Source organism: Roseicella sp. DB1501 (assembly GCF_013112485.1).
Taxonomy (GTDB): Bacteria; Pseudomonadota; Alphaproteobacteria; order Acetobacterales; family Acetobacteraceae; genus Paracraurococcus.
The window spans coordinates 1-12,018 of sequence record NZ_JABFHG010000018.1 but is presented as its reverse complement, the minus strand read 5'-3'; the positions used below and the strand labels follow the sequence as shown (position 1 = coordinate 12,018).

The 12,018-nt window shown below is 73.9% G+C and carries 14 protein-coding genes and 1 pseudogene; 12 read left to right on the top strand and 3 right to left on the bottom strand.

Annotation, left to right across the window (positions count from 1 at the left end):
- The first annotated feature begins 340 nt into the window (after positions 1–340).
- From gspG to HJG45_RS25280, 9 genes are all read left to right on the top strand, one after another.
- The gene (gene gspG / locus HJG45_RS25320) at positions 341–814 is read left to right on the top strand and encodes a type II secretion system major pseudopilin GspG (RefSeq protein ID WP_171616313.1); all 474 of its coding nucleotides are present in this window, start codon (positions 341–343) and stop codon (positions 812–814) included.
- Positions 815–911: 97 nt separating this feature from the next.
- Positions 912–1,925 carry a PilN domain-containing protein gene (locus HJG45_RS25315; protein ID WP_171616311.1) on the top strand — a complete coding sequence of 338 codons (1,014 nt, stop codon included), beginning with the start codon at positions 912–914 and terminating at the stop codon, positions 1,923–1,925.
- Between the two features lies 1 nt (position 1,926).
- Positions 1,927–2,538 carry a type II secretion system protein GspM gene (gene gspM, locus HJG45_RS25310; RefSeq protein ID WP_171616309.1) on the top strand — a complete coding sequence of 204 codons (612 nt, stop codon included), beginning with the start codon at positions 1,927–1,929 and terminating at the stop codon, positions 2,536–2,538.
- Entirely contained in the window at positions 2,538–3,083 is a 546-nt protein-coding gene (locus HJG45_RS25305; protein ID WP_171616307.1) for a hypothetical protein, read from the top strand. Before gspM ends, HJG45_RS25305 begins: the two co-directional genes overlap by 1 nt.
- 161 nt (positions 3,084–3,244) lie before the next feature.
- Positions 3,245–3,484 (top strand): hypothetical protein, encoded by a 240-nt coding sequence (locus HJG45_RS25300; RefSeq protein WP_171616305.1) that lies wholly within the window; start codon positions 3,245–3,247, stop codon positions 3,482–3,484.
- 65 nt (positions 3,485–3,549) lie between these two features.
- The gene (locus tag HJG45_RS25295; protein WP_171616303.1) at positions 3,550–4,128 is read left to right on the top strand and encodes a TetR/AcrR family transcriptional regulator; all 579 of its coding nucleotides are present in this window, start codon (positions 3,550–3,552) and stop codon (positions 4,126–4,128) included.
- Positions 4,116–4,349 carry a hypothetical protein gene (locus HJG45_RS25290; RefSeq protein WP_171616301.1) on the top strand — a complete coding sequence of 78 codons (234 nt, stop codon included), beginning with the start codon at positions 4,116–4,118 and terminating at the stop codon, positions 4,347–4,349. The genes HJG45_RS25295 and HJG45_RS25290 overlap by 13 nt, the downstream gene beginning before the upstream one ends.
- A gap of 38 nt (positions 4,350–4,387) precedes the next feature.
- Positions 4,388–4,633, top strand: a complete 246-nt coding sequence (locus HJG45_RS25285; protein ID WP_171616299.1) for a hypothetical protein — start codon at positions 4,388–4,390, stop codon at positions 4,631–4,633.
- Positions 4,634–4,812: 179 nt separating this feature from the next.
- Positions 4,813–5,838 carry an amino acid ABC transporter substrate-binding protein gene (locus HJG45_RS25280; protein ID WP_171616297.1) on the top strand — a complete coding sequence of 342 codons (1,026 nt, stop codon included), beginning with the start codon at positions 4,813–4,815 and terminating at the stop codon, positions 5,836–5,838.
- Between the two features lie 30 nt (positions 5,839–5,868).
- On the opposite strand, the gene HJG45_RS25275 is transcribed toward HJG45_RS25280, so the two are convergent.
- From HJG45_RS25275 to xseA, 3 genes are all read right to left on the bottom strand, one after another.
- Positions 5,869–6,621 carry an SDR family NAD(P)-dependent oxidoreductase gene (locus HJG45_RS25275; protein WP_171616295.1) on the bottom strand — a complete coding sequence of 251 codons (753 nt, stop codon included), beginning with the start codon at positions 6,619–6,621 and terminating at the stop codon, positions 5,869–5,871.
- A gap of 198 nt (positions 6,622–6,819) precedes the next feature.
- Entirely contained in the window at positions 6,820–7,683 is an 864-nt protein-coding gene (locus tag HJG45_RS25270; RefSeq protein WP_171616293.1) for a M23 family metallopeptidase, read from the bottom strand.
- 11 nt (positions 7,684–7,694) lie between these two features.
- Positions 7,695–9,182 (bottom strand): exodeoxyribonuclease VII large subunit, encoded by a 1,488-nt coding sequence (gene xseA / locus HJG45_RS25265; RefSeq protein ID WP_171616291.1) that lies wholly within the window; start codon positions 9,180–9,182, stop codon positions 7,695–7,697.
- Positions 9,183–9,292: 110 nt separating this feature from the next.
- On the opposite strand from xseA, the gene purD reads away from it, so the two are divergent.
- From purD to HJG45_RS25250, 3 genes and pseudogenes are all read left to right on the top strand, one after another.
- On the top strand, positions 9,293–10,576 hold the full coding sequence (gene purD, locus HJG45_RS25260; protein WP_171616289.1) for a phosphoribosylamine--glycine ligase: 1,284 nt from the start codon (positions 9,293–9,295) through the stop codon (positions 10,574–10,576).
- Between the two features lie 32 nt (positions 10,577–10,608).
- The gene (gene bla / locus HJG45_RS25255; RefSeq protein ID WP_171616287.1) at positions 10,609–11,508 is read left to right on the top strand and encodes a class A beta-lactamase; all 900 of its coding nucleotides are present in this window, start codon (positions 10,609–10,611) and stop codon (positions 11,506–11,508) included.
- A gap of 111 nt (positions 11,509–11,619) precedes the next feature.
- Positions 11,620–11,904 (top strand): annotated as a pseudogene (locus tag HJG45_RS25250) (transposase); the annotation flags it as partial.
- Positions 11,905–12,018 lie beyond the last annotated feature (114 nt).

Genomic DNA, 12,018 nt, shown 5'->3' with positions numbered 1-12,018 from the left:
ACACAAGGCGGGCAGGCACTGCTAGCAGCCATGACGACTATTACGGCGATATTTCTCATCCAGTGAGCGCCGAATTGGTTGCCACTCTATGGGCGGTCCCGCCCAGGCCGTGCGGCAGCACGGGTTGCAGCGTCCGCAGCCCACGGCAACAGGTTGAACTTTCCGCGGGGATTTCTGCGCTTCAGGAGATGTGAGGCGGAACACCAAGCGTTTTTCGTTACGTATCCAGCAAGACGTGTGGCTCAAGAAACGAGATGGTTCTCCCACAATAGAACCTCACGGATCTGCGTGCCGACGCCCGGACCAAAATGTTCCCCAGGCGGCTGGAGACAGAAGCACCATGATCATTCGCCGGCGCACAGAGACCTCATCGCGGCGTGAGCACGCCCCGGTCGGCCGCCGCGCCGGCGCGAGCGCGGGCTTCACCCTGATCGAGCTGCTGGTGGTGCTCGTCATCCTCGGCGTGCTCGTCACCGTCGCCGCGCCGCAGGCGATGCGCTATCTCGGCGGCGCCAAGCAGGACGGCGCCAGGCTGCAGCTGCAATCGCTCTCCACGGCGATCGACCTCTACCGCCTCGATACCGGCCGCTATCCCTCGCGCGAGGACGGGCTGGCCGCCCTGGTGCAGGCCCCGGCCGGGCAGAGCCGCTGGAACGGCCCCTATATCCGCAAGGCCGAGCAGCTGCAGGATCCCTGGGGTCGCGTCTGGCGCTACCGGGCGCCCGGCGAGCACGGCGCCTACGACCTGTTCAGCCTCGGCGCGGACGACCGGCCGGGCGGCGCCGGCGAGGACCGCGACGTGACGAGCTGGTAGCGGCGGCGGACCGGACACCGACCCATGCCCGCTCGCACCCCCTCCCGGGACCGGCCAGGCCCGCATCGCCCCCGCCATGCATCCCGGCGAGGTCGCCATGCTTGATCCCTTCCTCGCCTGGTGGGGCCGGCAACTCCGGGCGCTGGTCCCGGCCGGGATGGCGGGCGGCCTGGCCAGCGGCCCCTGGCTGATCGCCAGCCTCGACGGGACGGGGTCGCTCGGCCTTGCCCTGCGGCGTCGCGGCATCGAGCGGAGCCTTGGGCCGGCGCCGGCGGGACCGGCACTGCGCGAGGCGGTGCGCCGCGCCGGCCGCGCGCCGCTGCTGCTGCGCCTGCCGCCCGGGCTGCTGCTTGAGCGCGAGGTGGTCCTGCCGCTCTCGGCGGAGCGGGACGCGGCGGCGGCGCTGCGCTTCGAGATCGACCGCATCACGCCCTTCGCCGCCGAGGAGGTCCACTGGTCCTGGGAGACGGTCCGGCGCGATCCGGCGCGCGGGCGGCTGGTGCTGCGCCTGCTGCTCGTGCCGCGCGGCCTGCTCGCCGACATTCTGGGGCGGCTGCGGGAGGCCGGCGCGCGGCCGGCCCTGCTCGAGGCCGAGGGGGCGGAGGGCGGGCGCCGCCGGATCGCCCTCGCCGGGGCCCGCCTCGCCCCCTGGCAGCGCCGCACCCTGCGCCTGGCGACGCTCGCCTGCGCCGCGCTCGCCTGCGCCGCCCTGGCCGCGCCCTTCCTCCGCCAGTCCCGCGCGGCGGCCGAGGTCGAGGCGCGGATCGCCGCCCTGCAGCCACAGGCCGCGGCGGCCGATGCGCTGCGGCAGCGGCTGGACGAGATGGCGGCCGGCGGCGACCTCGCCCGCCTGGCGCATTCGGATTTCGGCGATGCCCTCGGGCTGCTCGCGGCGGTGACGGCGGTGCTGCCGGACGACACCTTCCTGACCGACCTCGCCCTGAAGGAGCGACAGGTGACGCTGCGTGGCCAATCGGCGGATGCGGCGCGGCTGATCGCCGCGCTCTCGGTGAATCCCGCCTTCCGCAACCCGAGCTTCGCGGCGCCGGTGACGCGCGCCGCCGAAGGCGGGCCGGATGTCTTCGCCATCCAGGCCGAGGCGGTGCCCTGAGATGCGGCACGGCGCCATGACCCTGGCCCTGCCGGAAGGCCGCGCCGGCAGCGCCCTGGCGGTGCTCCTGCTCGGCGGGGCGCTGCTCATGCTCTGGCTGGTCGGGGCTGCGCCGCTGCTCGCGCGCCATGCCGCGGCCGAGGATGCGCTGCGGCAGCGCCGCGCGCTGCAGCACCGGCTGGAGGCCGTGGCCGCCAGCCTGCCGCTGTTGCAGGAGCGCGCCGCCCTGGTGCCCGATTCCGGCGAGGCGGCGCCGGCGCTGCTCGAGGGCGGCACGGATGCCGTCGCCGGCGCCAGCCTGCAGCAGGCGGTGCGGCGCATGGCCGGCGAGGCCGGCGCCACCCTGTTCAGCGTCGAGACGCTGCCCGCCCAGCCGAGCGGCGCCTATCGCCGGATCGGGCTGCGCCTCTCGCTCGCGGCGCCCTGGCCGGTGCTGATGCAGCTGTTGCAGGCGATCGGGCAGGCCCGGCCGCGCATGGCGGTCGATGATCTCGACCTGCGGCAGACCCAGCTCCGCACCGGCACGGAGGAGGCGCTGCTGAATGCCAGCCTCACCCTCTACGCCTTCCGCGGCGGCGACGAGCCGGCGCCGCGGCCGGGGACCCAGCCGTGATGCGGCCGCGGACCTTCCTGGCGGCGCTGGCGCTGCGGCTGGCCGGCGCCGGCGCGTTGACGGCGCTGCTCGCGCTCGGCCTGGCGGAGCGGGCGCCGCCCCCGCCGCCCGTTGCCCCGCTGGCGCTGCCGGCGCCGCCGGCCGAGGCCGTACCCGGCGAGGACCGCAGCGAGGCCTGGCTCGCCACGATCCTGGCGCGGCCGCTCTTCGACCCGCATCGGCGGCCCGGCGATGCCGTGGCGGCCGGGGCGCCCGCCGCCTCCGGCCTGCCGCGGCTGACCGGCGTGCTGGTGGGCGGCTTCGGTGCCAGCGCCATCTTCGAGACGCGGGCCGGCGGCAAGCCGCTGGTCGTGCAGGCGGGCGACCAGGTCGAGGCCTATCTCGTGCAGTCCATCCTGCCGGGCGAGGCGACGCTGCTCGGCCCCGATGGGCAGCATGTGCTGCGGCCGGCCTACCGCTCGGGTGGGGGGACGCCGAGCGCCGCCGCCGCGAAGGCCGAGCCGGAGATGGTCTGGGATACCGGCAGGCCGCGCCGCGGCTCCTGAGCCCTGCCGTGCGCCGGGCGGCGCGGCACGCCTTTGCGTCGCGGCATCGCCTGCCGCAATTCGCCACCGGATTGCCCCGGGCCGCCATATCCGCGCCCTTCCGCCGCCCTGCCGCCCGGCCAAGATCGCTGCTGTCGCCACCTCTCCTGGAGGAGACCAGCATGCGGTTCCGTACCGCCCTTCTCGCCGCCCTCGCTTCCCTGCCGCTGCTCGCCGGCGCCGCTTCCGCCCATGGTGGCTGGAGTGGCGGGCCGGGCCATGACTGGCGGGCGGCCGAGGCGCATCGCGCCCGGATCGCGGCCGCCCGGGCGCATGAGCGCGCTTGGCATCACCGCTACCGGATGCCACCGCCGCCCGTCCGCTACGCTCCGCCGCCGCACCGCCACGCCCCGCGCTGGTAGCCGCGGCCTGCTGACTGTACCGGCTGGACGGTTGACAGACCGTCCGGCCGGTATAGTGTCCCGCCATGCCCGATGGCCTCCCCAACGCCGATTCCCGCACCCGCATCCTCGACGCCGCGGAGGCGATCGTCCGCGCCCGCGGCGTCAGCGGGCTGACGCTCGACGCGGCGGCGCGCGGCGCCGGCGTCTCCAAGGGCGGGCTGCTCTATCACTTCGCCTCCAAGGAGGCCTTGCTGACCGGGCTGCTCGGCCGCGTGGCGGAATGGATCCAGCAGGATTTCGAGGCGACGGTCGCCAGCCAGCCCGCCGGGCCGGGCCGCGTCGCCCGGGCCATGATGGCCTGGGCCTTCGCGCTGACGCCCGAGCGGGTGCATGAACGCTGCGACCGCGCCGCCGCGGTCTTCCTCGCCGCCTTCCACCACGACCCCGCCCTGCTCGGCCCGATCCGCGCCGTGGTCGCGCGGATGCGCGAGGCCGTGGCGGCGGATGGCCTGCCGCCGGGCCATGGCCATGCGATCATGGCGGCCGGCGATGGGATCTTCATGGCCCGGCTCTTCGGTCTCTACGTGCCCACCGAGCAGGAGCGCCAGGCCATGCATGCCGCCCTTGCCCGCCTGCTGGAGCCGTCCCCATGCGCCTGCTGACATCCCTCGCCGCCGCCGGCGCCATCCTGCTGCTGGCCGGCGCCGCGATCGCCGCCACCCAGGCGCATCCGGAAGCGCCGCGGATGCTCGGCGCCATCACGCAGTTCTTCGGCTGCGGCGACCCCGGCGAGGCGGCGCTGCTATCGCGCGACATGCTGGACGAGGCCGAATTCGCCGCGACGCTCGACCCTTCGCTGCTGTCCGGGACGCGCATCGAATGACCGGTCCAGGCGATGCCGCCCGGATGGCGGAGGCAACCTTGCCCGCGGCGGGTCTCCTGCCCTGGGCCCCGGAACTGACCGGCGAGGCCGCGGCGATCACCGCGCCGTCGGAGGGGCCGCCGGAGGCACCATCTCCCACCGGCGGTCTGTGCCGGCTGCTGCGCGCGGCGCGGGCGCCGCTGTTCTCGGTGCTGCTCGGCGGCGTCCTCGCCGGCGTCGTGCTGGACCATGCCTCGGCGCTCTATGCCGGCTTGCGCAGCGCCTTCGCCCTGGCCATGCCCTGATCCGATCCGGCCTGCCGCGGCACTGGGCATGAGATCGCTTCCGGAATAGGCTGTTTCTGCCCAATATCAGTGCATGGTGTGGCCAGGTGGCTGCTTTTCGGGCTGCGGTGGCGTTGACAGCTCTGATGATGGGCAAGGATCCTCGGTGCTCACGACCATCGACGAGGATCCGGAAATTCATGTTGGGACGTGGTTTTCTCGCCGCGGCATCGCTCGCCTGCGCGCTGTTCACCGCCGGCGCCGCCTCCGCGCAGCAGACGCTGGAGGCGATCAAGGCGCGCGGGCAGCTCATCTGCGGCATCCATACCGGCATCGCCGGCTTCGCCCTGCCGGACAGCAAGGGCGTCTGGCAGGGGCTCGACGTCGATCTCTGCCGCGGCCTCGCCGTCGCCATCTTCAACGACCCGGCGAAGCTGCGGCTGGTGCCGGTCTCCTCCTCCACCCGCTTCACCGCGCTCGGCACTGGCGAGCTGGACGTGCTGTTCCGCACCAGCACCCAGACCATGCTGCGCGACACCACGCTCGGCCTGCGCCATGCCGTGACCTACTTCTATGACGGCCACGGCTTCATGGTGCCCCGCGCCTCCGGCGTGCAGAAGGCGGCCGAGCTGCGCGACGCCACCATCTGCCTGATCCAGGGCACGACCAACGAGCAGGTGACGGCGGACTACTTCCGCAGCATCAACACGCCCTTCAAGCCGCTGGTCTTCGAGCGGACCGACCAGGCGGTGGCGGCGCTGCAGGCCGGGCGCTGCGACGCCTTCGGCACCGATGCCTCGCAGCTCGCCGGGGCGCGGGCGACGCTGCCCAGTCCGAAAGACTGGATCATCCTGGCCGAGCGGTTTAGCAAGGAGCCCTATGGCGCCTATATCCGCCGCGACGACCAGCAATGGCTCGACGTGGTGCGCTGGTACACCTATGCGCTGATCGAGGCGGAGGAGCAGGGCATCACCCGGGCCAATGTCGAGGAGATGCGGAAGACCTCGACCAACCCGAACACCCGCCGCCTGCTCGGCGTGACGCCGGAGCTCGGCGAATCGATCCGCCTCGACCGGTCCTGGGCCTTCAACGTCATCAAGGCCATGGGGAATTACGGCGAGATGTACGACCGCAGCATGGGGCCGGACACGGCGGTCGGCCTGGTCCGCGGCCCGAACGAGATCTGGACCCGCGGCGGCCTGCTCTACGCCCTGCCGCTGCGCTGAGGCCGGCGCCCGCGCCGGCGTGGGGAGATGTCAGGTCGCGCCGCCATCCACCACGAAGCTCTGGCCCGTGACCATCCGGCTGTCATCGGCGGCGAGCCAGAGCACCATGCGGGCGATGTCCGGCGCGCGCAGCTTCTCCTTCAGGCATTGCCGCTCGAGATGCCGCGCCACCGCTTCGGGCGTCGCCCAGAGCCGCTCCTGACGCTCGGTGAAGATCCAGCCCGGCACCAGGATGTTGCAGCGGATGCCGAAGGGGCCGAGATCGCGGGCCAAGCCGCGCGCCAGACCGTGCGAGGCGGCCTTGGCCGCGGTGTAGGCCGGCATGCCGCCCTGGCCCATCATCCAGGAGACGCTGCCGAAGAAGACGATGGAGCCCTGCCGCGCCTCGCGCATCATCGGCGCCACCGCCTGGCTGCAGAAGAAGGCGTGCCGCAGGTTGGTCTGCAGCCGCTCGTCCCAGTAGTCGGGCTCCACCGTCTCCCAGCCATGTCGGTCATCGCGGGCGGCGTTGTTGACCAGCACGGTGATCGGCCCGACCTGCCGCGCGGCCTCGGCCACCGCCGCCCGCAGCGCGGCGATGTCGCGCAGGTCGCAGGGCAGGAAGCAGGCGCCGGTCTCCGCCGCCACCTGCCGGCCATTCGCCTCGTCGATATCGAGGAAGGCGGTGCGCGCCCCCTGCGCCGCGAAATGCGCGACGATGCTGGCGCCGATGCCGCTCGCCCCGCCGGTGACGAGCACGCCGCGGCCGGCGAGGCTCGGATAGCGGGCGAATTCCTCCGGCATGATCATGTCCCTCCCAGGCACTGGAAACGCCCTTCATCGCCCGTCGCCACCTGTTGCCCTGCCGCGGCTTCGCCACGGCAGGCTGTGACGCCACTCAGGCCTGAGGCGATCACGAGGCCCCCGCGAAGACGCGCAGCGGCTTCGTGGGGATTCCACGGGGCCCCCACAACGCCGCGAAGCGGTGTTGTGGGGAAGGATCTAGCCCGTGACCGACGGCAGCACCGGCTGCGCATCCAGCCAGGTGGCGAACCAGGACAGGCCGAAATGCAGGTGCGGCCCGGTGACCCGGCCGGTCGCGCCGACCGCGCCGATGTGCTGCCCGGCCTCGACGCGCTGCCCCTCCCGCACCCCGATCGCCGAGCAATGGGCGTAGAGCGTGTTCACGCCATGCCCGTGATCGAGCACGATCAGCCGGCCGAAGAAGAAGAATTCGGCGGCGAGCGTCACCGTGCCGTCGCAGGCCGCGACGATCGGCGTGCCGGCCGGCGCCGCGATGTCGAAGCCGTAATGCGGCTGCCGCGGCTCGCCGTTCAGGATGCGCTGGCTGCCGAAGACGCCGCTGACCCGGCCATGCGTCGGCAGCACGAAGCCGGCGGCGAAATCGGTGAGCGCGCTGTCCGTCGCCCGCGCCGTGGCGAGGCGTTCGCGCTCCAGCTTGATGCGCCGCAGCGCCGTGGCATCGGGCGTGACCTGCTTCGGCGGCAGACCGGTGATCGACTGCACCGGCCAGTCGCGCTTCGCCACCTCCAGGCGCTGCGCCTCCGGCCGGCCGCTGGGTGGGGTTACCGTCAGCACCGCCTCCGGCCCATGGTCGCGGCCGAGGCCGAAGGCGTATTCGCCGCCGGGCCCGACCCGCAGCGCCCGGCCATCCAGGGCGAGGCGCGTGCCAGGGGCGACGCGGCCAATGACCAGGCCGCCCTGGGTAAGTCCCTGGGTAAGTCCCTGGGTAAGTCCCTCGGCGGGGAGGACGGCCAGCAGCGGCAGGGCGAGCAGCCGGCGGCGGGCGAGGGGCGGGGCGGCGAGGCCCCGGCCGGTCCGCTGGCTATCCGCGCCGATCCGCATGCCCCATTTCCTCACAGCAAGGCTCCCTGATCCTGCTCGCCATCCTCGCGCTTGCGGCGCGTTGCCTTCGCTCCCTCGGCGGTCGCCCGCACCTGGCCATCGGCGAAGGTCAGCACCAGCCGCTCCCCGGGCGGCACCGCGGCGGCGCTGGCCAGCGGTGTGCCCTCGGCATCGGCGACGAAGGCGAAGCCGCGCGCCAGCACCGCCTGGTAGGAGACGCCCTCCAGCCGCGCCACCAGCCCCTCCAGCCGGGCCCGCTTCTCCCGCGCCAGGGCCGCGACCGGCGTCGCCGAGAAGCGGGCGAGCGCCGGCGCCGCCGCGCCGCGGGCGAGCTGGCGCCGCATCGCACCCTCGGCGCGCTGGCCGAGCAGGCCGAGCGCGGCGCGGCGGGCGGCGATGCCCTCGCGCGGATGCGGCAGGCGCGGCGCGATGCGGGCGAGCACCCCGCGCTTGCGCTCGACCAGCGCCGGCAGGGCGACGGCCAGCCGCTCGCCGCGATCCTCCAGCCGCTGCCGCAGGGCGCCGAGCAGGTTCGGCAGGTCGGGCAACCCGCGCTCAGCCAGCATCAGCCGGCGGCGGGCGCGGTCGAGCAGGGCGCGGCCGGATTGCAGCAGCCGCGCCTCGGTCTGGGCGAGGTCGGCGAGCAGGTCGGCGCGGGCCGGGATGGCCATCTCGGCGGCCGCCGTCGGCGTCGGGGCGCGGCGGTCGGCGGCGAAGTCGATCAAGGTCGTGTCCGTCTCGTGCCCGACCGCGCTGATCAGCGGGATCGGGCTCTCGGCGGCGGCGCGGACGACGATCTCCTCGTTGAAGGCCATCAGGTCCTCGAGGCTGCCGCCGCCGCGGGCGACGATCAGCACGTCCGGGCGCGGCACCGGCCCGTCCGGCGGGATGGCGCCGAAGCCGCGGATGGCGGCGGCGATCTGCTCCGCCGCGCCCTGGCCCTGCACCGGCACCGGCCAGAGCAGGAGGTGGCGCGGGAAGCGCCGGGCGATGGTGGTGCGGATGTCCTGGATGACAGCGCCGCGCTCGGAGGTGACGACGCCGATCACCCGCGGCAGCACCGGCAGCGCCCGCTTGCGCTCCGGTGCGAAGAGCCCTTCCCCGAGCAGGCGCAGCCGCAGCGTCTCGATGCGGGCGAGCAGCGCGCCCTCGCCAGCATATTCGAGCCGGTCGATGACGAGCTGGTATTTCGAGCGGTCGGCATAGGTGCCGATCTTGCCGGTGGCGATGACCTCGACGCCGTTCTCCGGCTTGATCGCCAGCCGCGGCACGAAGGTCTTCCAGATCACCGACTCGATCTTGGCGTTCTCGTCCTTCAGCGAGAGGTAGATGTGGCCGGAGGGATAGCGCTTGAGCTCGGTGATCTCGCCGCGCACGCGCACCCGGCCGAAGGCGTCCTCGAGGGTGCGGCGGATGGCGCCGGCGATCTCCGAGACGGCGAATTCCGGGATGTTCGGCGCGGCCTTGGCGGCGCCGGCGCGGGGCGCGGTCGTGTCCATCGCCGCAGGATATGCTAGGGGGCCGCCCGCGGGGAGCCCGTGGGGCGGCGATCCCCACCCGGTTCCGCAGGCGGCACGGCCGCCGGACGGGCGGCAGGAGGCATGGCGGCATGAAGGTCCTCGTGGTCGGCGGCGGCGGGCGGGAACATGCGCTGTGCTGGGCGCTCTCCGGCTCCCCGCTGCTGACGAAGCTCTGGTGCGCGCCGGGCAACGCCGGCATCGCCGAGGTCGCGGACTGCGTGCCGATCGGCGCCGAGGCGGTGCCGGCCCTGGTCGATTTCGCCCGGGCGCAGGCGGTCGACCTGGTCGTGGCCGGGCCGGAGGCGCCGCTCACCCTGGGGCTCGCCGATGCCTGCGCCGCGGCCGGGCTGCGCTGCTTCGGCCCCTCGGCGGCGGCGGCGCAACTCGAGGGCAGCAAGAGCTTCACCAAGGCGGTGGCCGATGCGGCGGGCGTGCCGACCGCCGCCTGGGCCCGCTTCGAGGACCCGGCGGCGGCGCGCCGCTACCTCCGCGAGCGGGGCGCCCCGATCGTCGTCAAGGCCGATGGCCTCGCCGCCGGCAAGGGCGTGGTGGTGGCCGGGACGCTGGCCGAGGCCGAGGCGGCCATCGCCGACATCATGGAGGGCCGCGTGCATGGCGCCGCCGGGGCGAGCGTCGTCATCGAGGAATGCCTGGTCGGCCAGGAGGTCTCCTTCTTCGCCCTCTGCGACGGCGAGACGGCGCTGCCCCTCGGCGCGGCGCAGGACCACAAGCGGGTCGGCGACGGCGATACCGGGCCGAACACCGGCGGCATGGGCGCCTATTCGCCGCCGCCCGTCTTCACCGCGGCGCTGCAGGACCGGGTGATGGCCGAGGTGGTCCGCCCGACCCTCGCCGAGATGGCGCGCCGCGGCACGCCCTTCCGCGGCGTGCTCTTCGCCGGGCTGATGCTGACCGCGACGGGGCCGAAGCTCATCGAGTTCAACGTCCGCTTCGGCGACCCGGAATGCCAGGCGCTGATGCTGCGGCTGCGCAGCGACCTGCTGGCGGCGCAGCTCGCCGCCTGCGACGGCGAGCTGCGGGATTTCGACCTGCGCTGGGACCCGCGGCCGAGCCTCGTCGTGGTGATGGCGGCGCGGGGCTATCCCGGCGCCTATGCCAAGGGCACGGAGATCCGTGGCCTGGAGCGCGCCGCGGCGGTGCCGGGGGTGCAGGTCTTCCATGCCGGCACGGCGCGGCGGGCGGATGGCGCGGTGGTGGCGAATGGCGGCCGGGTGCTCGGCATCGCGGCGAGCGGCGCGACGCTGCGGGCGGCGCGGGATGCCGCCTATGCGGCGGTGGCGGAGATCGACTGGCCGGAGGGCTTCTGCCGCCGCGACATCGCCCATCTGGCCCTGCCGGAGGCCGCGTCCTGACCGGGCCGAAGGGGATGCCCCCTGGAAGACCGATGCCTGGCCGCCGCGCCCTGGCCGGCGCGGCGCTGGCGATGGCCGCGCTGCCCCTTTCCCTGGCCTTGGCCCCCTCGCCGGTCCTGGCCAGGACGCGGCGCCCCGAATCCTGGCCGGCGGCGATGCGGCGGATCGAGCGGGAGAGCGGCGGCCGGCTCGGCGTCGCCATGCTCGATTCCAGCTCGGGCGGCGGCGTGTCGCATCGCGCGACCGAGCGCTTCCCGATGTGCAGCACTTTCAAGCTGCTGGCGGCCGGTGCCGTGCTCAGCCGCGTCGATGCCCGGCGTGAGCGGCTGGACCGGCTGATCCGCTTCGGCCGCGAGGCCCTGGCCCCCTATTCCCCGGTGACCGAGCCGCAGGCCGGCGGCGAGGGCATGACGCTCGCGGCGCTCTGCGCCGCGGCCATCGGCTACAGCGACAACACCGCCGGCAACCTGCTGCTGGAGGCGATCGGCGGCCCGGCGGGGCTGACGGCCTTCGCCCGCGGCCTCGGCGATAAGGTGACGCGACTCGACCGGATCGAGCCGGAGCTCAACGAGGCGCTGCCGGACGATCCGCGCGACACCACCTCGCCCATGGCGATGCTGGCGACTCTGCGGGCGCTGCTGCTGCGCGACGCGCTCTCGCGGGCCGGGCGCCGGCGGCTGACCGGCTGGATGCTCGGCAGCCGCACCGGGGACAGCCGCATCCGGGCCGGCCTGCCGGCGGGCTGGCGCTTCGGCGACAAGACCGGCTCGGGCGAGCGGGGCACCGCCAACGATGTCGGCATCTTCTGGCCGCCGGGGCGGCCGCCGGTGCTCTTCGCCGCCTTCCTCACCGGGACCGAGGCCCCGATGGAGCGGCGCAATGCCAGCCTTGCCGCGGTCGGCCGGGCCATGGCGGCGGAGCTCAACGGCTAGAGCAGATCCCGTTCGAGTGTTTCCATCCGAACGCGTGAAGATGCTCTGAAAACAACAGGCTAGCAGCCTGTCGGATTCCCAACGGGCCTGAGATTGGCAAATCTGTTCGGCATGACAGGGTTCATACCGTTCAGCCGCGATCAGGCCTTCCTGCTGCCGCCTGACGCGAAGGACTGGCTGCCGGCGGATGACGTGGCGCACTTTGTGGTGGCGGCGGTGGATCGGGTGCCGCTCGGTGCCTTCGCCGTTCGCCCGATCCCGGGCGGTAAGGCGCAGTACCACCCGCGCCTGATGCTGGCGCTGCTGGTCTACGCTTACGCCAACGGCATCTTCTCCTCGCGCCGCATCGAGCGAGCGACCTATCGCGATCTCGGCGTCCGCTCCGTAAGCGTCAGCCATCAGTGGCCTTGAGATGCCCGGGCTTGCCTGCCGAGATAGCGGGCATGACGGACGAAGCTGACGTGGCGGAACCGCTCGGAGCGGGTTCTTATGACGGTCGGAAGGGCACGA

Bases quoted from the DNA above. Each gene is read 5' to 3' on its own strand.
- gspM (WP_171616309.1), top strand. From the start codon at position 1,927: ATGCGGCACGGCGCCATGACCCTGGCCCTGCCGGAAGGCCGCGCCGGC.
- xseA (WP_171616291.1), bottom strand. From the start codon at position 9,182: ATGGACACGACCGCGCCCCGCGCCGGCGCCGCCAAGGCCGCGCCGAAC.
- purD (WP_171616289.1), top strand. From the start codon at position 9,293: ATGAAGGTCCTCGTGGTCGGCGGCGGCGGGCGGGAACATGCGCTGTGC.
- gspG (WP_171616313.1), top strand. From the start codon at position 341: ATGATCATTCGCCGGCGCACAGAGACCTCATCGCGGCGTGAGCACGCC.
- HJG45_RS25275 (WP_171616295.1), bottom strand. From the start codon at position 6,621: ATGCCGGAGGAATTCGCCCGCTATCCGAGCCTCGCCGGCCGCGGCGTG.
- HJG45_RS25270 (WP_171616293.1), bottom strand. From the start codon at position 7,683: ATGCGGATCGGCGCGGATAGCCAGCGGACCGGCCGGGGCCTCGCCGCC.
- HJG45_RS25300 (WP_171616305.1), top strand. From the start codon at position 3,245: ATGCGGTTCCGTACCGCCCTTCTCGCCGCCCTCGCTTCCCTGCCGCTG.
- HJG45_RS25280 (WP_171616297.1), top strand. From the start codon at position 4,813: ATGTTGGGACGTGGTTTTCTCGCCGCGGCATCGCTCGCCTGCGCGCTG.
- HJG45_RS25305 (WP_171616307.1), top strand. From the start codon at position 2,538: ATGCGGCCGCGGACCTTCCTGGCGGCGCTGGCGCTGCGGCTGGCCGGC.
- HJG45_RS25315 (WP_171616311.1), top strand. From the start codon at position 912: ATGCTTGATCCCTTCCTCGCCTGGTGGGGCCGGCAACTCCGGGCGCTG.
- bla (WP_171616287.1), top strand. From the start codon at position 10,609: ATGCCTGGCCGCCGCGCCCTGGCCGGCGCGGCGCTGGCGATGGCCGCG.
- HJG45_RS25295 (WP_171616303.1), top strand. From the start codon at position 3,550: ATGCCCGATGGCCTCCCCAACGCCGATTCCCGCACCCGCATCCTCGAC.
- HJG45_RS25290 (WP_171616301.1), top strand. From the start codon at position 4,116: ATGCGCCTGCTGACATCCCTCGCCGCCGCCGGCGCCATCCTGCTGCTG.